The organism is bacterium, from assembly GCA_020444325.1.
Lineage (GTDB): Bacteria > Bacteroidota > Ignavibacteria > SZUA-365 > SZUA-365 > BM516.
This window is the reverse complement of the sequence record JAHLLD010000002.1, coordinates 308108-327891: the sequence shown is the minus strand read 5'-3', so window position 1 is coordinate 327891 and position 19784 is coordinate 308108. Positions and strand designations below refer to the sequence as shown.

Genomic DNA, 19784 nt, shown 5'->3' with positions numbered 1-19784 from the left:
GGCTGCTAGAATTCGACCCGGAGATTTACTGTCGGCAGGATCGGGAGCATGTCGATGCGATCGCCTGACGTGCGGTCATAGTAGAACATGTTGTTGCGGTCATACACGTTGAGCACGCTTGCTTCCGCAACCAGCTTGATGAATTCGAACTGGAAGGCTTTTGACACGCTGACATCCATGCGGTGGTACGAAGGCAGACGGCCCGAGTTTTTGGGACCAAGCATGGTGTAGGGCTGACCGCTTTCACCGATATACCCCTTACCGTCGAAGAGTCCACCGAACTGCAGCCTGTCGTAAAAGCCGATGATCTGGGAGAACGGAAGTCCGGAGCCGTATTCCCAACGCACATTGACATCCCAGCCTTCCGCCGGCTTCCAACCCGCGATGATGTTGAGATTGTGCCGACGGTCATAACGCGGACTGTAGGTGAACGTGCCGATACTGCGGTTGGTGTACCCGAGCGAATAGGAAAGCAGTCCGTAATACTTCGGGTGACGCTCCTCGAGGAAAAATTCGAATCCATAGGATTCTCCTTCCGCTCGCGTAAAATCAGGATCGTCGGCATCGACCTTGTCGCGGTTGTAATCGACAAGGTTCTTCATGTCCTTGTAGTACGCCTGCACGTTGAAGTTCAACCCCGGCACACCGGGAATATCACCGTCCACGCCGACAATATAGTGATCCGCCTGCTCGGAGGGCTCGTCCTCCGGCACCGGAATCCATGTCTCGAACAGCGACACAACGTCGTCTTCATTCGTAATGGTGATGACACGCTGATGCACACGGGCGTAGCTGAGCTTGAAGGCAAGTTTCGGATTGATATCCCAGGCGAATCCGATCCTGGGTTCGAAGGCATCGGAACTGTTCGGGGAAAGCACGGAGAAGAGATCGGAGCGCACTCCCAGTTCGAGGGAGAACGGCCGGAACTGCTTGATTTTGTACTTGAACCATATACCCGTTTCGCTGCTCTTCTTCACCTCATCGCGCTGATAATTCGCGGAGTTGACGAAGCTGTAGTGGTACTCTGGAAGCCGGAACATGAAGCCCGCGCCGTACTGGTCACCGTTGTCGCGGAAATACGTGACGGACCCGTTGAAGTACACGTCATTGACCTCGGACATGCGGGGAGTGATTTGCGCGTTCGACCGGGGACGCAATTCCCCGAGGAAATTCGAGAAACTGAATGTCGTCTCGATGAGATACTTGTTCTCGAGAACCTGGAACCAGCTCATACCGTAGGCGGCGTTCTTCCACTCGTATTCCGGATCGAAGGTGGAGCCGGGCCGGATGACGTCACCACTGAAAAGGGTGTGCAGCGACAGCCGTCCGCTCTCACCGGTGGCAACGTTCATGCGTGCAATGACATCATAAAAATCGAACGGAGTGTCCTGCTGCACGAAATTCTGCAGCACCTCATCGAAAAAGCTCTTTCTTGCCGACACCATCCATGAACCATCCCAGGGCGTGGGTCCTTCGAGCAGCGCCTTGCCGCTCACCTGGCTCATGTTCAGCTTTCCGGAAAGCCGGTTCTTGTTGCCTTCTCGCGTGCGGATGTTGATCACCGACGAGAGCCTGTTGCCCCACTGCGCGGGGAAACCGCCCTTGATGATTTCCGCTTCCTTGACGGCATCTGCATCAAAGATGGAGAAGATGCCGAGAGCGTGGAAAGGATTGTAAATGGTCATACCGTCGAGGATGATCAGGTTCTGATCTCCGCCACCACCGCGTACGTAGAACTTGCTGCTGACATCGCTCGTCGAAACCACACCCGGCAGTACCGCAATGGTTCGGAAAAGATCTGCTTCCACCGCCTTGGGCACGACGGAAATCTCGGCAGCGGAAATAGGCATGGTGCTGATTTCCGTGTCATAACGAATGCGCCGCTCAGCCGTCGTTTCCACGACATCCATTTCCACGACCGATGGTGAGAGCTGAAGATCCATCGTCACGATTTTTCCCGGTTGGATCTCAAACTCCTTCGTGATCATACCGTATCCAATCAGGGTGATGCGGAAGGTCTTTTTTCCCGGGGGAATATTGCCGATGAAAAAGAACCCGTTCGCATCCGTCGCCGCACCGAGTCCTTCAGAGGGGATATAAATATTCACCAGCGAGAGCCGCTCGCCGGTCAGGGAGTCGGAGACAATTCCCTTGATGCCTCCATTCTTCTGGGCAAAGACCTGTTGGGAAAATACGATGGTGAGAATCAGGATGGTCGCAGTCGTCGCAATTCGCTTCATACAATCCAGCGTTTAATCCGGTGAATAAAATGCGGCATGGAGTAAAGAAAGGCGTTTTATCGTACCTTGCCTGATCTGCAGATCAATAGACAGCGAGCGAATGCGATACCGGTTTAGCAGGACACAGGCAGCGTTTCTCACCTCTGGCCGCGCCTCCGAAATCCGAACGGAATACCGGAGACAAGCTGAAAAATACCGAGATTCACTCAGAATGCAAACCAGGCTGAGGGCAGTATTTGCTGACCTCGATACGTCCCTGCTTGCCGCATGCATGGAAGCCTTCGCACTCGAAGCCGCGGCAATTGAAAAATGCGGGTTTGCGTCAGGATGCCTGGTCACGCGTGAAGGACTCGAGATGGCCTCATCGGCGGCGACGGCCAGACTGCATGCATCGCTCCTCCCGTCGCAGGGTGTGCTGCTCGACATTGCCTCAGGTATCGGCAGTGATGCGCTGGCCCTGACTCAGCGTGCCGATGGACTACTCTGCATAGAAGCGGATGAAGCACACGTCCGGCTGCTGCGACACAACCTTTCCGTTTCCGGATGTCGAAACGCACTCGCATTGCAGGGACTGGCGGAACACTGGCTCCCGCATTTGCGGACGGAGAAAATCTCCGGAGTCTTTGCGGATCCCGCTCGCCGGGATACCGGCCGCCGTTTCCGTGACATCGAAGAATACCAGCCCTCGCTGGACCTGTTTGATGCGCTTCCGTCTGCCACCCCCGTGGTGGTGAAGATTGCACCCGGGGCCGATGCTCCTCCCGGATGGCAGGTTGCGACGGTTGCCACAGGCAGCGCCTGTCCCGAACAACTGCTGACGCGCAACTGCGGACTCCCTTCCCGCTGTGCCCTGCATGCGGACAACGGAGAACGGTGGATTCCGGGTGACGCGCCTTCAAGGAATATCGGCGATCCGACATTTCTCATCGAGCCACATGCAGCCATCATCCGCACTGGTAGCGTGGCGCATTACCTGCGCGAGCAGCGCGCGGAAGCACTGGATCCTCAGATCGCCTACGGTTGGAGTGAAGAGCGTCCCCTGCCCTCCATCTGGCATCGCAGCTTTCATCTTTTGCGTGTCGAAGCATTCAACCGCAAGCGTCTCCGCCGCATCGCGACCGAACTGGATTTCGGTCCCACCACGGAGATCAAAAAGCGCGGTTTCCCGGAAACGCCGGAACAGCTGCGGCGTCAGCTCTCCCTGCGAGGCAGCCGCAACGGTGTGATTATCGTTACTCGTCGAGGTGATGAACACCTCATGATGTTCGCCGAGCGTATCGATTAAGCGAGAAAAGGAAAGGGCCGCCCGTGTGAGCAGCCCTTCACGAAGGAAAATATGCAGAATGTGCATAAACGCAGACGCGTTTTTATGCAGTTTCTGCATAAAAAGCACTATTTCTGCTTCAGCGCGGCATATTCCTCGAGAAAATGCATCGTTGTCGTGAGTCCCTTATTGAACTGGGATATATCCATTTTCTCATTGGGAGCATGCAGATTGTCGTCAGGCAGGCCGAAACCGAGGAGAATGGCTTCCACTCCGAGCAGGCGCTGGAAATCGGCCACGACAGGAATGGAACCACCTTCGCGGGTAAAGAAGGGATCCTTCTTGTACACCTTTCTGATCGCGGCTCCCGCTGCCTTCATACCGTCAGCGTTGATGGGCGTCAGCGCGGCATACCCGTTGTTCTCATACAGTTTGACATCCACCTTCACCGTGTCCGGCGCGATGCTCTTGATATAGTCTTTGAAGAGCTTTGCAATCTTGTCAGGATCCTGATTGGCGACAAGGCGCATCGAAACTTTCGCATGCGCGGATGCCGGCAGCACGGTTTTCACACCCGCTCCCGTGTGTCCACCCCACATGCCGTTGATTTCAAAGGTGGGACGAGCACCGGTGCGTTCGATGGTCGTATACCCCTTCTCACCGAAAGTATTGACCGCGCCGATGGATTTTGCATACATCCTGTCATCGTGCGGAATCTTTGCGAGTTCATTGCGCTCCTTACGGCTCAGGGGGACCACGTCATCGTAGAATCCTGGAATTTTCACCTTGCTGGTTTTCGGGTCCTTACACTTGACGAGAAGCTCCGACAACACCTGAATCGGATTGGCCACGCCGCCGCCGAAGGTACCGCTGTGCTGGTCGCCGTTGAGGGAGGTCACGGAAAGCTCGAGGTACGTGAGTCCACGCAGTCCGTACGTGATACTCGGCTTGGTCTTCCCGAGCATGTTCGTATCGGAAATCAGGATGGTATCACAGGTCAGCAGCTTGCGATGCTTCTTGACAAAATCCACCAGATTGATGCTACCGACCTCTTCCTCACCCTCAACGATGACTTTGATGTTGACCGGTAACTTCTTCTGTGTCTTGAGGTAAGCTTCGATCACCTTGAAGTGAATGAACACCTGTCCCTTATCATCCGCCGTACCGCGGCCGAACATTTTCCCACCGCGAATCGTCATGGTGAACGGTTCGGATTTCCATTTCTCAAGCGGCTCGACAGGCTGCACATCATAATGTCCGTACACCAGAACGGTGGGTGCTCCCTTTGCACCGAGCCATTCACCGTACACAACGGGATTCCCCTTGGTGGGATACTGTTTCACATTCTTCAATCCCGCCGCTTTCAGCTGTTTTTCCGTGAATTTGGCGGCCTTTGAGATGTCCTTCCGCCGTTCCGCATGCGCGCTGATACTCGGAATCTTGATAAACTCCGCCAACTCCTCCATGTAGCGATCCTGGTTGGCTTTGAAATACTCCGCAAGCTCTTTCATCACTATAGCTCCTGCTGGTGCACGAAATTGGGCGATTTAGACGTGAATTGAGGAATATACAAAAAATCAGTCCAGATAACAGATTCCATATTCCATATGGCAGATTGCAGATTACAGATTACAGATTACAGATTACAGATTACAAACTCGGCAGGAGCAGGGATTGCTTCCCTCGGCGTGTTCCCGGATACCTGCGCAAAGCCCGGAAGCAATCCCTGATTCTGAGTGCTACCGGAGGAACGCTGAGTATGGAAAAATGAAATGATGGAAAATGGAAATATGACATCATCCTTATGATTCCATTATTCGATCTTTCAATACTTCCATGTTCCGCAAATCAGGGATTGCTTCCGGGCGCCAGGCAAGCATCCGGGGACACGCCGTGGGAAGCAATCCCCGCTCCTGCCCAATTTGCAATCTGCCATCTGCCATCTGCCATCTGCAATCTGTAATCTGTAATCTGTAATCTGCAATCTGTAATCTGCAATCTGCCATCTGCAAATTGCCAATTCGGGGATTTGACTGCATTCGATGTACATTGCATGCATGGTATTGTTTTCAACCAACGGACTCAGTAAGACATTTCACGAGCAGCCGCTATTTACGGATGTGGCCTTCGGTATGGAGGAAGGCGAACGTGTGGGCATTATCGGGAAGAACGGCGTGGGCAAGACGACGTTGCTGCGCATCATTGCGGGCACGGAAGATGCGGATGACGGGAAGGTCGCCTTCAACAGCAAGGCCACGTTCGAATACCTTGAGCAGATGCCATCCTTTCCCGTAGAGCAGACGGTGCTTGATGCAGTACTCGATGGCAGAAGCGAGGTACGGGATCTGCTCGACAGGCATGAGCAGCTGTGCGGCCTCGTCGCGAAGTCGCACGATGCAGCGTTGCAGAAGGAACTCGATACCGTAACGGAGCGCATCGAGCATGTGCAGGGCTGGTCGCTGGAAACGGACGCACGCATCATCCTGCAGAAACTCGGTGTGCAGGAGTTTGACGCGGATGTGCGCCGACTGTCGGGCGGACAACGAAAGCGCGTCGCACTTGCGCGTGCACTGCTGCGCGATCCGGATTTGCTTATCCTCGACGAACCGACAAATCACCTGGATGCGGATTCCGTGCAGTGGCTGCAGGACCGCCTTCAGCAGTCCCCCCGCGCCCTGCTGCTGATCACCCATGACCGCTATTTTCTCGACGCCGTGGTCAATCGTATTGTGGAAATGGATCAGCAGCAGCTCATCAGTTTCCCCGGCAACTATGAGCAATACCTCGAGCGGCGCGAATCGATGATAAACGCACAGGAGGCAGAAGCCGAACGCACACGCTCGAAACTGCGGCAGGAACTTGCCTGGCTACAGCGCGGAGCGCGGGCGAGACGGAGCAAACAGAAAAGCCGCATCGACTGGATCGCGAAGATGCATGCGGCACCAAAACCGGTGCAGGAAAAACGCATCAAGATCGAAGTGGGCGACAGCTTCCTCGGCAGCAAAATCATCGACGCTGTCAATATCGCAAAGAGCATAGGCGGCAAGCTCCTTTTCGAGCATTTCACCTATCGCGCAACGGCAGGTGATCGCATCGGCATTATCGGACCCAATGGCTGCGGGAAATCCACCCTGCTCAACGTGCTCTGCGGGAACATCGAGCCCGACGAAGGAAGTGTGAAGATCGGGAGCTCCGTACGCATCGGTTATTTCCGGCAGGAAAACACGGACTTCGATCCAAGTAAAAGTGTCATCGCCACGCTGCGTGAAGTGGCGGAGTACATCGACACGGGTGTGGGAAGAGACCGCTATCTCTCGGCGACGGATATGCTGAAAAAATTCCATTTCCCCCATAAAAAACAGGGAGCGCTGGTCGGCACTCTTTCGGGCGGAGAACGCCGCCGCCTGGCCCTGCTCATCGTGCTGATGAACAATCCGAATGTGCTCTTCCTCGACGAACCGACGAATGATTTCGATCTGCAGACGATGTCCGCTCTCGAAGAATACCTGACCAACTTCCTCGGCTTCCTCGTCATCGTCTCCCACGACAGGATGTTTCTCGACCGCACGGTCGATTACATCTATTCATTTGACGGTGAGGGACAGATTCGCCAGTATCCCGGAAATTACACTTCATATCTGGAGCGCAAGGAAGCAGAAGCACAGCAGGAAGCGGAAACGCAGGAGCGTGTGCAGAAGAACACCTCGACCAGGCAGCCCGCGGAGCCGCGTCCGATAAAAAATCCGAAGAAACTGACCTGGAAGGAAGAACGCGCCTTCGAAAAACTGGAAACCGACATCCAGTCCCTGGAGGAAGAAAAAGCGACGCTTTCAGATGAGCTGGAAAATGGCGCAGGCGGGGACTATGCCCGCCTGGCCGAAATCGGGGAGCGCATCAGGGAGATTGATGCGCGTATCGAAGAATTATCTGACAAATGGCTGGAGTTTGCCCAGCGGCTCGAAGACTGATCTTCATCCGCTCCGTAACCAACCTTACTGCATCTGCTGCTGCGCCTCACGCGCCATACGCTCGATATCGGCGAATACATCCTTACATGCAGGATCATCCTTGAAACGCTGAATCAGAGACATGTAACTACGCATGATGTAATCCGTGCGCCGCATCAAATCCGGATCGTTCAGGTAGGCATCCAGCACACGCTGGAATTCCTGGCTACCCTGATAGTTCGCATCAATCTTCCCGGCGAACTCCGCATCGATCTGCTGCATCTCGATGGCGAAATCATTCTGCAGCGCGATGTATTTGCGAAGGGACTTTGCGGCGTCACTTCCCTTCTTGATATCGTTGGCAGCATCGGCCCATTTCTCCAGCGCGTCGTAGTACGGGACCTGGATACTTACCGTTCTCCGGAAGATCTGCCGCTCAACAGTACTGAGCTTGCTCAGATCGGGCAGATCCTCATCCGGAATATTCTCCGCAGGGGCGAGCGCATCCGGAGACGGCTCCGGGACCTCGGAATCCTCCGCAAAGGGCATGCGTACGACAGGAGATTCTTCCTGCTGGGCGGACTGTTCGGTCTTATCTTTATCGCTGCCGCAGGCAGTTACCATGAGTGCGGCAATGGTCAGGACGAAATACTTTTTCACGTGTTCCTCTTCGGTAAAAAACGAGCAATCCTGAAAAGTACACTTCCCGCGACCAACAGGCAATTACAATCAAGGGGTAACATCAATCAATGGTAACACGGATTCTCACGGATCCTACGGATTTTCACGGAGATTATGGCGAGTTCTTTCTACCTTCTCCGTGCAAATCCGTAGAATCCGCGCAGATCTGTGTTCCCCTTGATTGATGTTCCCCTTGATTATTGTTCGGGGGTCAGATTGTCGATTTTTTTCGTGGCGGCCTGGAGTTCTTCTTTTTTGAAATTGCTGAGGATGTTCACGCCTGTGGCGTTTTCAATGATTTCGTTGAGGGAAATCACCGCGGAAGGGAGCTGGCCCATGAGTCCACCAACCGTTTTGCCGCTGCCGCTGTCCACCACAGAAATTTTGTCGATGTTGAGCTTGCCGACAGTACCGACCAGCTGATTGATGATTTCCGGCAGCATGTTCAGGATGAACACCTTCTCTCCGTCGCCTTCTGCCGTCTTGTACGCGCTAATCATCTGGTTGAGGATGTTCACGTTCGCGAGTCCGTTTTCAATGATCTTGGCGGCGTCGCCCTTGGCCTCTAGTTCCATGGCCTCCTTCTTCGCGCGGGCCGGTTCGATGACATCGGCGGTGAGACGCTTTTTCTGCAGTTCGATGCGTTCCTGCTCCATGGCCTGCTCGTACACAACGCGCGCCTTTTCTCCGGCGACTTCCGCTTCTTTCTCCTTGATGATCGCTTCGCGCTCGAGTTCCGCCTTCTTGATGCGGAGGTTGTTATTCTCGATCTCAACGTCCTGCTGCGCCTTGGCCTTGGTTACATTGATAGTGCGTTCGGCATTGATCTGCGCGGATTCGATTTCCTTCTTCGCATTGGCCTTGGCCACCTCGGCCCTCTGCTGCGCATCGGCTTCGGACTGCTCAGCTTCAGACTTCCTTTCGGCTTCCGCCTTACGCGCATTCGAAAGCACCTCCGCGGTTTTCCTGCGGCCGATGCTGTCGAGATATCCGGCGTCGTCGGAGACATTCTGTATTTTCAGGGTATCGAGCTGCAGTCCGAGCGCCTTCAGATCGGTATCCGCCTCTTCAATCAAACTGCCGGCGAATTTGAGGCGATCGTCGTTGACTTCTTCGGGGGTCAGTGTTGCGAGTACGCCACGCAGGTTACCCTCGAGTGTGTCCTTTGCGATTTCATGTATCTCCGCCATGGATTTCCCGAGAAAACGTTCGACGGCATTACCAAAAGTTGGCTCGCTGCTGTCGATCTTGATATTGGCGATCGCCTCCACTTTGAGTGGAATACCCCCGTTGGAATATGCGTTCATGACGCTCAGGTCGAGAGGAATGGTTTCAAGAGACATGCGCGCGGCTTTCTCGATCAGCGGCACGCGAATCGCGCGTCCCCCGCGGATGAGACGGTACCCGACCATGGAACCGTCCGAGAGTTTGCGCTTGCGTCCGGAAAGGACGATGACTTCGTTGGGATGACAGATCAGAAGCAAACGGCTGATGGCAACCATGATGACGATGATCGCGAACAGCGCGATACCGAAAATTGATACGATGAATTCTTCCATGGTGATACGTCACTCTGTGCTGTGTATGGATAGCGATGGTAAATGCAGTCAGCGTTCCTCGAGAAAATCCCCTTTGTCAACCAGGACCACATCCTTTTCCAGAGCAAGGATGAACACGCGGTCCCCCGGTCGCACTTCGTCCGCCTCGCTGGATTCGTGCAGCAGCGAAAGCAGCTCTACGATTTGCCCCGCCGCCTCGACACGCACCTTCCCGCGACGGAATTTCGTCACCGGCAGCGTCACGACCGCAACGTGCCCGATGAGGCTGGCGATATGCAGGGCGTCGCCGGATTCCGAGCCTTTGAGGTAGCGCATGAATCGATGGCCGACGACCCCGGCAAACAGTCCCATGCCGATGGAGGACCCGAGGGTAAGTCCGAACGGCATGGTGAGCCAGCTTAACACGCTCCCGGTCAAACCGAAAAACGTGGTCATGTACACCATATTGCGGAAGCTGAAAAATTCGAAGGCAGCGGACAGCGCGGAAGTCCCATGTCCCCCACTCTCAATATCCTGCACCGTGTCCACGGCCGGATGTCCCCCGTCCACTGTCATATCCGCCGGGAGGTCCCCTTCCCCGAATTCAGCCTGGAGATCGACCGCGGTATCCACGTCACCCTGGAGATCCAGCGTATGGTCCATGTCGACGTCACCATGCAGATCGATGGAGTGGTCCATATCGACATCACCCTGCAGATCCATGCCGTGATCCACGTCCGCATCCGCATCCCCTCCAGCAAAGAGCGAGATGGTCAGCAGCACGCCGCCGAAAACGAGACATGCCAGGTACAACGTTAGCATACAGTGACTCCCATGCCGGTTTGCTACTATATAAAGGGACTGTTTGCACGATGAATGTAGCAATAATCTCCGTGAATTGATATGAGAACGGCGTTAAATGCGCCAAAAAGCAGGCCGAAAACCCTCAAATATTTTTTTGGACAAAAACTTGATTTTTACTGCATTTTTCTCATAAAGTACTTAAGTTAATGGTAGTAGTCTCTTTAATTGCAACAGGTTAAGAGGTTGATTATGCCATCGTCCGTTACTACGAGACCCCGGCTCCTGTTGTTGATACCGGCGGTACTGCTTGTCTTCCTGGCCTCGGGAACGCAGCAGGCTGCTGCTCAGAACATTCAGACAGTTCTGACGGTATTTGACAACGTCGCCAACAGCACCGACCTGCGTATCGGCATTCATGCGTCGGCATCCGACGGCATCGATGCGGGACTGGGTGAAGTCGAGCTTCCCCCCTATGTTCCCGGCAATTACGATGCCCGTCTGATCGACAACGATATCCGCACGCCATCCATACTCGGGAACGGTGTCGTCAAGGATCTTCGCGGTATTTTCACCGCTCCTCCCATCTCCCAGACCTTCGAGCTTCGGGTCCGTCGTGACCCGGGTGCGACGACAACCTGGATGAAATGGAGCCTTCCCCTCGCCACGGGCATTTCCAGCATGCGTCTGGTGTCGTATCCCGATCCCACCATTGTGGATGAGGATATGAGTTCCCTGGCGCAGGTGGAACTCCCGGTCGGCACGAACCGCTACCTCATTGAGGTAACGTATGGCGATCCGCCTCCCACACGATATACGCTGAACGTTGAAGTGAATCCCCCGGGCAAGGGACAGGTGCTGCGATTCCCGCTGCTGCCTGATTATGCACCGGGGACGGGTGTTGGACTCGTGGCCCTGAATCTTCCGGCCCCGGATACCTGCTATGTGTTCTCGCACTGGTCGGGTGACGCATCCGGTACCAACAACCTTCTCACGGTCAGCATGACCAGCAACAAGACGGTGATTGCGAACTACGCCCCGCGCACTTTCCCCGTGACGGTTTCCGAACTCGATACCTTCGTAGTGACACAGAATCCGCCGGATCCGCAGAAGGTGTACATCACCAACAGCGGACTCAGTTGCTATACATGGACGGCCACACCTACAGTCCCATGGCTGCGCCTGTCGAAAACCGTCGGTATGGGAAATGACTCCCTCGAAGTGGAAGTCATCACCTCGGCCATTCCCTGTCCGGGAACACATGCCGGCACTATCGAGCTGACTTCCGATTTCACCGATCCGAACACCATTGAAATTCCGGTCATTCTCCGCATCGGCCGCACAAGTCTGTCTGCAACGGTCGATGGCATGCCTTCCATCCTGAGCTGCCAGGACAAGGCGACCGATCTGATCACAGTGACGCTTTTCAATGAAGGACTCAACGGTGTCGATTTCAGCACGCCTCCTGACCTCGGCGAAGGCTTCGTGCTGAAGAATCCGAATATCTTCCCGCTGGCCATTCCGGCCCGCGACTCGGTAAAAATGTATATCGAGTTCGCTCCCACACCGATGCAGCGCGGTACCATTATCGAAAACGTCATCATGGCAGCGGACAAATGCGGTCAGGAGATTCTCTTCAAGCTCGAAGCCTCCCGCATCGCACCCACCGTCACAGCCGACGTATTTGAACTTGATTTCGGACTGGTCAACGCCTGCGGTGTCGACCCGCTGCCTCAACGCGACATCGTGCTCGAAAACGCACACAGTCAGCTGGCGGTGCTCCGCTACAACGTACCTTCCGGCTTCACACTGGTGAACGCACCGGATTCCCTTCCGGGCGGCACTTCGACGACGGTGACGATTGAGCCGGCGCGTCTGGGAGCGGAGACAATCTCTGGCGTCCTCGGCATCGAAGCCGATTTCGGCATCTGCGCCGAACGCTTCAGCATCGACATGCAGGGCACACGTCAGAGCCCATCGTTCTTTGCTGAGGCCGTCGCGACACCGGGCATGCTTCCGCCGCAGCTGTACGACACGACCTGCGTCGGTGAGTATTCCGAAGCCAAGAGCATTCGCATCGTCAACAACGGGACGGCGGAACTGCTGATGACTATCGGCGTGGCCGCACCGTTCGAGATCGATGCTTTCAGCAACACCTTCCCGCTGCAGCCGGGTGCCGACCGTGTGGTTCCCATACGCTTCCATCCCACCGCACCGGGCCTGTTCGAAGAGACACTTACGATTTCCGCGAATCTCTGCGACCTCGAGGCAAGCGTAGATCTCCGCGGTGTGACATTCTCGCAGCAGCTGCTGACTTCCTCGGTGACCCCGCCCAGCATTACGCTGGCAAACTGCGAACCGAGTGCGAAGATGCTGCTCCAGGTTTACAACGCAGGCACGGAGCCCGTTCGCTTCGAAGACCTGCCGGCACTGCCGAACGGTTTCGCGTGGGATGAGGCACTGCGCCTTCCCATCGTTATCCCGCCTGATTCGATGAATCCTTTCGAGGCATACATTCGCTTCGAACCGCCTCTCGGCGACGGTGGCAGCTTTGGCGGCAGCGTGCAATGGTTCGGCAAACCCTGCGGCAGCACGGTGTACTTCACCCTCGCCGGTGAACGCGTCCTTCCGCAGGTTTCGATCACACCCGAAACGCTGGACTTTGGAGAAATCATCTCCTGCGCCGATGGTGCAAGCGGTCCCAGCCGTGTCATCACCATCGAAAACAATTCGCCGCTTCCTGTCACGCTCAACGCACTGGCGGAAGCCTCGAAATATGAACTGCGCCTCGGTCCCATCCCCTTCCCGACACAGGGTGTGGAAATAGCGGCGAACGATTCCCGTGAAATCGATGTCATTGCGCGTCCGGGAATGGGCGGCAAGTTCAGCGATACCCTCGAACTCGAAATCATCGCCGGAACCGGAGGCTACTGCCGGGAGACCTTCCCCGTCGTCCTTCGCGGCGAACGTTATGAGCCCCGCTTCCTCGTGCGTGAGAACGGCTACAGCACCAACTTCGGCGACGTTTGTGTCGACGGTTCGGTGGTTCGCGGCTTCATTGTCGAGAACACCGGCGACAAGCGGCTCACGGTCATGACAGATGGCTTTACTGCTCTCTCGCCTTTCCAGCTGCTTGCAAAACCGTTCAAGATTACGCTGGAGCCGGGTGCGTACCGCGAATTCCCGATTCGCTACAATCCCCTCCAGGTCGGTATCGATGCACAGACCATTTTCTTCAGCTCGGACTACTGCAGCGACAGCGTAGCCTTTACGGTGCGCGGACGCGGTGTGCAACCCTTCTTCGAGGTCACCGATGTCAGTCCCCAGGGACGCCTTGAAGTCCTGAGCTGTGAGACGAGCAAATCGCGTCAGATCACGGCTTCGGTACAGAATACCGGACCGACGCCGGTCACGGTGCAGGACGGCAGTCTCCTTCCGGAAGGCTTCGTCTACGATCCACCCGAGCAGTTCCCCTTCACGCTGCAACCCTCACAGTCGCGGAACGTCATCGTACGATTCACCGCAACGGAGCCGGGTGATTACAGCGGGCTGGTGACACTGTTCGGCGCGCCCTGCGACATTCAGGCGGCCTTCCCCGTGCAGGCTACCGTCATCAACAGTAGTTACACACTCGAACCGCAGGCACTGGACTTCGGTGACATTCTTCTCTGTCCCGACGGCTTCGTCCACCCTGATGACCAGGCCCAGCTCGAACAGAAACTCATCTTCCGCAATACAGGCGCAGTACCGCTGGAGATCAGCGGTCAGATTCAGCCCGCGAATTCTCCGGTTCGCTTCATGGCACCACTCAGCTGGCCGCTCATCGTGGCAGCGGGTGCGTCGCAGGAAATCACCGTCGCCGTGCAGCCTCCGTTTGATGAGCAGGACCGTGACTTCAGCGGTGTGCTTGAGGTCACCACGGTGCGTGACATGCGATGCGTCCCCGAAACGAAGGTGATTCCGTTCGCCGGACAGCTCAGTCGCGTGTCGTACGCGTTCGTGCAGGACACGCTCGGCGCGACCGCCACCTGTGCGACCGAACCGGTGATGCTCCAGGCCGAATTGATGAACAACGGTGACGTCGACCTGACGCTCACACTGCACATTGATGGTTCTTCCGCATTCAGCTTCGAAAGCGGTCAGACCCAGCTCACCATTCCCGCGCATGACCGCGCTGCGGTTAACGTGCTCTACACGCCGATGGAAGGCGAAAGCAACGCCGCAACCCTCTACGCGATGGAGAATCGCTGCGGCAGTGAAATTTCCGTCGCGATGAATGTCGAGTACGAGCGTCCCGCTTTCGCGATCAGTGCGAGCGAAAATGGCGGTACGGCACCTCAGCTCAGTGCGCGTCCCGGTGACATCGTCGAAATCCCGGTCTTCGTCACTGAAGATCTCGTCTGCGAAATCGAGAACGGAACGCTGAGTTTCGATCTCAACTTCGACGGTATCTCACTCAACCCCGACCATGTCTCCGCCGGTCAGGGAAGTGCAGAATTCGCGCGAACAGGCGCCAACAGCCTGACCGTGACGGTTTCCGCCTCCCGCTTCACCGCCGGTCCACTTGTTCGGATTTCAATGGAAGTGCTGGTCGGACGAACCTCAAGCACGGAATGGAGTATTTCCAACGCTGCGCTCGAACCCGACATCGCACAGATCACCGCGGATGATGGCACCAGCGGTACGATTACCATTCGTCCCCGCAACGGTGTCACCACTCTCGCCGATCTCGGCATCACCAGTCTGACACCGCCGCGTCCCAACGTCCTTGATGGAAAGACCGGACGCGAAACGCAGATCCAGGTATCCGTCGATCGTGACAGCTATGTGGAAATCAAACTCTACAACCTGCTCGGTGTGGAAACCGACGTCATCCACCGCGGCATGCTCAAATCGGGTGCGTACAGCTTCCGCTACCAGGCGGACCGCATGCGCCCGGGAGTGTACTTCGTGGTGATGACAACCGGAACGTTCCGCAGCGCCCAGAAACTGATCATAGCCAACTAAGGAGCTGACTCATGAAACGCATCAGCATCATTCTCCTCCTTGCACTGACATTCGCCGGCACGTATGCAGCGCATGCGCAGGGCTTCCGGGTTGGCGACAGGGCCTGGTATACCGTGCGCGGAGGACTTTTCATCGGAGCCAACCAGAGTTTCCACAACGGGAACGTGCCTCTCCTCCCCTCGGCGGAGAACGGTTTTTATGCCGACGGCAACACCACCAATTTCCTCTTCGGCGTGCAGGGTGAAAAATCCGTGACGCGTTACGTGGTGTTCGGTCTCCGGCTCGCATTCAACCAGATGTCGGGGGATGTCGAGGGCCGCTTCACGGACCCCTTCCGTGTCGCCGACCCCGATGATCCCACGATTGTCAGTGAGGTCGTCCGTGACCAGACGGTCGACTATACACTGCAATACCTCACCTTTGGCGTGTACACGAAACTGTACCCGATGAGCGGTCCCGGACTGTTCGTCAGCGGCGGACTCAATGTCGGCACGCTGATCAAGGATAATTTCTCTCATGAAGCAACACTTGTCGAACCGGAATGGGCGAGCGGCAGCATTGCTCCTCCGCAGGAAGGCGAAATCGAGGACGTCAACGGCATGCGCTATGCTGCCAGCGTCGGACTCGGTTACGATTTCTTCTTCCGCTACGGTTTCCTCACACCGCAGCTCATCTACGAGTTCGGTCTCACAAACGTGATCGACGCGCCGTATGCGGATACCTGGAGAATCGACAACGTTCGCTTCGTGCTCGACTTGAATTTCCCTGTCCCCTAGCAGATGGGAATAACGGATGAGGGCAATTGAGCAGTGCCCTCTTCAACAATCACGACCAGTGGTCATTCCACGAGAAAGGCCGTCCCGATCACCGGGACGGCCTTTTGTTTTCAACTACTCGAACGGTACAAATTACATCCGGCTCAACCGGCGGAATCATACGCGATACGTATCCAGTCGATCAATTCCTTGTCCACTTCTTCAGGGGTTGTGAGACGCACCTTGTACTGACACATCTGTCCTTTCGGCAGCACTTCGAGTCGTTCCGTGGCTTCGACATCTTTCATATTGAGTCCCACCTCCATTCGTGAGTTCGTGGGGGGACCGATGGTGGCAAACTGTTTCTTCCGCCGCAGACTCACATAGGTTTTCTTCGGCGCAATTTCGAATTCCCCGAACTTACTGATTTCCTTCATCAGCTTGTCGTGCACGGGCAGAAACACCTCCTTTTTCCCGCTGTAAATACTCTCCAACACATCATCGCTTCCTCCCGAGGCTTCGTCCGGCATACCGTTCAGGTAAATATGCGTGAGGGTATTCGCATCACCATGCCCCATCCCCAGGTCTTTCTTGAGCATGTCCCGAATCTGTCCGTGCTTCTCGAGCCCGCTCTTCTCGATCACCTTCTTGAGCTGCGACAGGCTCTTCCCCGTCCGCTCCTGTATGTTTGTGAGCTGCGTTTGCAGCGCTTTATCTACGGCGCTCATGGCTGCCTCCATCTATGTAAATATTCCACCGAATCCGGCGTGTTAATCATGGGAGAAGGACTTGTCTGTGAAAAGATAGTCCTTCAATTCATCTTCGAACTTTGGATCGTTGCGGCGAATCCACTCCACCAGCATGGCGGCGTGTTCCTTTTCTTCGTCCCTGTTGTGCCTGAGGATGGATTTGAGATCCTTGTTTGCACAGACATCCATGCGCTGGTTGTACCAGTCCACCGCTTCCAGCTCTTCCATGAGTGAAACCAGTGCGCGATGCATGTCCTTTGTTTCCTGTGACAGTTCCGAGACAGGCTCATGATACCCTTCGTTGGCCATGGTGTACTCCTTCTTATCATTGAAAATACAGACTGTCGCGTGCTGGCATGGGATGCATACGTATATGCAACACGTTATTATCGGAAGTACGCGGCAGAAGTGCAATATGGGGTGGGTGCTTGCCGCACAGCCATGCGAAGAGGCTGCACGCACATACGTCCCGCGACAGCAGACCGCAACCTCAGTGCATCTTCTGCACAGCGCATCTCCCGTGCGCGCACACAATGCGTTGGTTGCTGTGAGTGACGCCTACATCTTCCGTTTGAGTACGGAGCTGTTCCCGGCCCGGTCTTTCGCATGAACGGTAAGTGTGCCCTTGCCGATGGATTTGTACACATCGTAGGGAACGACGAGCAGATTACGGCGCTCGTTGTATTCAACGGGAATGAGTGCCTTGTCGATGTACACAGCGATGGAGTTCCAGTCCACCCCGGACACGGAATCGCTGATGGAGAGGCGAATCGGTTCACGACTGCGGAACGCGAACGCGACGGAAATATCGGGCCCTTCATCATCATGTCTGAGATGATAGGTTCCGAGAAATCTTCCGAAGTGTGCGGCGACGGCGGGAGAATTCGGAATATGTACCGCACCATAATTTTTGACCGGATAATCAGCAGTGAGCAGATAATCGCTCCTGCGTACACGCGGCACCACGCTGACGAGGGGACGGCCGGCAAGTGGCATGTCTTCCGGCTCAACTCTCCAGGTGGGAATGGAATCACCTGATGGACTGCTCACGAAACAGAGCATAGAGCGGAACACGTCGCCCGGCTTGAAGGACATCACAAAGCGTCCATCATCCGCTGTCACCTGTCCACCGTCGAGTGCGCTGATGTGATATGCCTTGAAATTGTCTGTCCAGTGAATGGATTTTCGTCCCACCCTGTAATCGACACTCACGACAGCTTCACCGGCGAAGCCTGGCCATGTGGGACAGACGGCACGGTAGGTGTCATCGTCCAGCGGCAGCACCTGCGCTAATTCCGTTCTGTCGCCCTGCGTAATACGCACTGTCGGCGGCTCGGCGTACGGTGCCGCAATCTTGAGCCTGTACACGATTTCATCGAACAGGAATTCCCGCTTCTGGTAGAGGCGTCCTACGCTGTGCTTGACCGGCGCGGTGTTCCAGGTCGCCTGCACCGTCTCGTTCCCTGCAGCATCGAGGGTACGGGCACGTAGATCGCCTTTCTGCATTCTCGCGAGATCAACATCCACACCGTTGCCCGCAGCAGTGCCGGGCCACTGACGCACTTCCTTCCAATGGCGTCCGTTGCGCTCCTCGAAAATCAGCGCTTCGCAGTTTCCGAGAGTTTTCAAGTGCAGCGTTTTCCCTTCGAGCTTCTGTTCGAGTTTCACATCCGCTGCAATCATCACACGCATGGAGAGCATGGAGCGATTGCCTGCAAGATCCTCAGCCACAATGAGCAGTCTTTTTTCCCCGATGCCCAGATTGGCTTCGGAGAGTACTCCTGCGTCCGCAGCACGCTGCACATAGGTTTCGAGCAGATTGCCATCTTCGCGATACAGCTTGCGGAATTCTCCCTTTCGCGACTGCATGAGCCAGTGGTCCCTGTCAATGCGAATATGGAAATTGAGGGTGTCGCAGAAGCGATTCGACACGACGGAAAAGGCTTCCTTCCCGTCGACGAACATCATGATCTTGTACGGCGTCGGATAGTCCGTCGCCCCGTTCGCCCTGTCATGGGCGCGGAGCAGGAGTCCTACGCGTCCCCTGATCACCGGTACCGCGTTTACGCGGAACGAGCTTCCGGAGCCCCGGAGATTCTCTACGCTCTGTTCAAATACCCCGTCGATGCTCGAGCTTCCGTCGAGAGGCTGCAGGCAAAGCTGACGCAGTTCCGGAGGGATGGAATCGGCGGGACGAAGGTTGCGTGAGAGTCCCGGATTGACAGGATTGAAATCGCGATCGCGCACCTCGAAATGCAGATGTGCAGGTCCCGCCCCGGTCGCACCCGTGAATGCGACAACCTCTCCTTTCTTCACCCAGGTGGTGTCTTTCGCATCGAGAAGCGCATAGCCATAGGAACGGTCGAGCTGTGCGAGACGACGGCGATATGCTTTCAGCACGTTTTCTGAAAAGCTCTCGAGATGCGCATAGCAGGTGTGATAACCGTCGTGATGTTTGAGGACGAGGAACCAGCCGTAGCCGCCGGGTTCGAACATGATCGAATGCAGCCAGCCATCACGCGAGGCGTATACATCGTAGCCGGTGCGTCCCCCGGTACTGACATCGATTCCGGCATGAAAATGCGTGCGCCGGAATTCCGCGAAATCCGACGTGCGAATTGTCCCGGCATTCGTGGGCCAGAGGTAGTCATCCCAGTCCGTCTCCAGTGTGTCATATCGATTGCTGACACGCTCCTTTTCCACACGCTCTTGCGAAGTATCGTTGCCTGACAGCAACACATACCCGAAGGAAATGGCAAGGACAATAAGGACGGGGGCGACGGCACTGCGCATCACGGATTT

At 55.8% G+C, this 19784-nt stretch carries 12 protein-coding genes; 4 read left to right on the top strand and 8 right to left on the bottom strand.

Annotated elements, in window-relative coordinates; genetic code table 11:
• Positions 1-5: 5 nt before the first annotated feature.
• Positions 6-2240, bottom strand: a complete 2235-nt coding sequence (locus KQI65_04110; protein MCB2203908.1) for a TonB-dependent receptor — start codon at positions 2238-2240, stop codon at positions 6-8.
• A 211-nt stretch (positions 2241-2451) separates the two neighbouring features.
• Here KQI65_04110 and KQI65_04105 point away from each other — a divergent pair, with 211 nt between their 5' ends.
• Positions 2452-3525: a hypothetical protein gene (locus tag KQI65_04105; GenBank protein MCB2203907.1), complete on the top strand. Its 1074-nt coding sequence runs from the start codon at positions 2452-2454 to the stop codon at positions 3523-3525.
• A 107-nt stretch (positions 3526-3632) separates the two neighbouring features.
• Here the strand turns inward: KQI65_04105 and KQI65_04100 are convergent, their stop codons facing one another.
• Positions 3633-5015 (bottom strand): dipeptidase, encoded by a 1383-nt coding sequence (locus KQI65_04100; protein MCB2203906.1) that lies wholly within the window; start codon positions 5013-5015, stop codon positions 3633-3635.
• A gap of 546 nt (positions 5016-5561) precedes the next feature.
• Here KQI65_04100 and KQI65_04095 point away from each other — a divergent pair.
• A complete protein-coding gene (locus KQI65_04095; GenBank protein MCB2203905.1) occupies positions 5562-7472 on the top strand; it encodes an ABC-F family ATP-binding cassette domain-containing protein in 1911 nt (636 codons plus the stop codon).
• A gap of 24 nt (positions 7473-7496) precedes the next feature.
• Here KQI65_04095 and KQI65_04090 read toward each other — a convergent pair whose 3' ends face one another.
• The 3 genes from KQI65_04090 to KQI65_04080 all read right to left on the bottom strand — a co-directional run bounded on the left by KQI65_04090 (position 7497) and on the right by KQI65_04080 (position 10492).
• Complete coding sequence (locus KQI65_04090; protein ID MCB2203904.1) at positions 7497-8111, bottom strand: hypothetical protein; 615 nt, start codon at positions 8109-8111, stop codon at positions 7497-7499.
• Between the two features lie 218 nt (positions 8112-8329).
• Positions 8330-9691 carry a hypothetical protein gene (locus KQI65_04085; GenBank protein MCB2203903.1) on the bottom strand — a complete coding sequence of 454 codons (1362 nt, stop codon included), beginning with the start codon at positions 9689-9691 and terminating at the stop codon, positions 8330-8332.
• 48 nt (positions 9692-9739) lie between these two features.
• Positions 9740-10492: a hypothetical protein gene (locus tag KQI65_04080; GenBank protein MCB2203902.1), complete on the bottom strand. Its 753-nt coding sequence runs from the start codon at positions 10490-10492 to the stop codon at positions 9740-9742.
• Between the two features lie 231 nt (positions 10493-10723).
• On the opposite strand from KQI65_04080, the gene KQI65_04075 reads away from it, so the two are divergent.
• Both KQI65_04075 and KQI65_04070 read left to right on the top strand, forming a co-directional pair.
• The gene (locus tag KQI65_04075) at positions 10724-15478 is read left to right on the top strand and encodes a choice-of-anchor D domain-containing protein (protein MCB2203901.1); all 4755 of its coding nucleotides are present in this window, start codon (positions 10724-10726) and stop codon (positions 15476-15478) included.
• 11 nt (positions 15479-15489) lie between these two features.
• A complete protein-coding gene (locus KQI65_04070; protein ID MCB2203900.1) occupies positions 15490-16254 on the top strand; it encodes a PorT family protein in 765 nt (254 codons plus the stop codon).
• A gap of 143 nt (positions 16255-16397) precedes the next feature.
• Here KQI65_04070 and KQI65_04065 read toward each other — a convergent pair whose 3' ends face one another.
• From KQI65_04065 to KQI65_04055, 3 genes are all read right to left on the bottom strand, one after another.
• The gene (locus KQI65_04065; protein ID MCB2203899.1) at positions 16398-16961 is read right to left on the bottom strand and encodes a DUF4287 domain-containing protein; all 564 of its coding nucleotides are present in this window, start codon (positions 16959-16961) and stop codon (positions 16398-16400) included.
• A gap of 42 nt (positions 16962-17003) precedes the next feature.
• Entirely contained in the window at positions 17004-17291 is a 288-nt protein-coding gene (locus KQI65_04060; protein ID MCB2203898.1) for a ferritin, read from the bottom strand.
• A gap of 249 nt (positions 17292-17540) precedes the next feature.
• Positions 17541-19778, bottom strand: coding sequence for a M23 family metallopeptidase (locus KQI65_04055; GenBank protein ID MCB2203897.1), 2238 nt, complete (start codon positions 19776-19778; stop codon positions 17541-17543).
• Between the last annotated feature and the right edge of the window lie 6 nt (positions 19779-19784).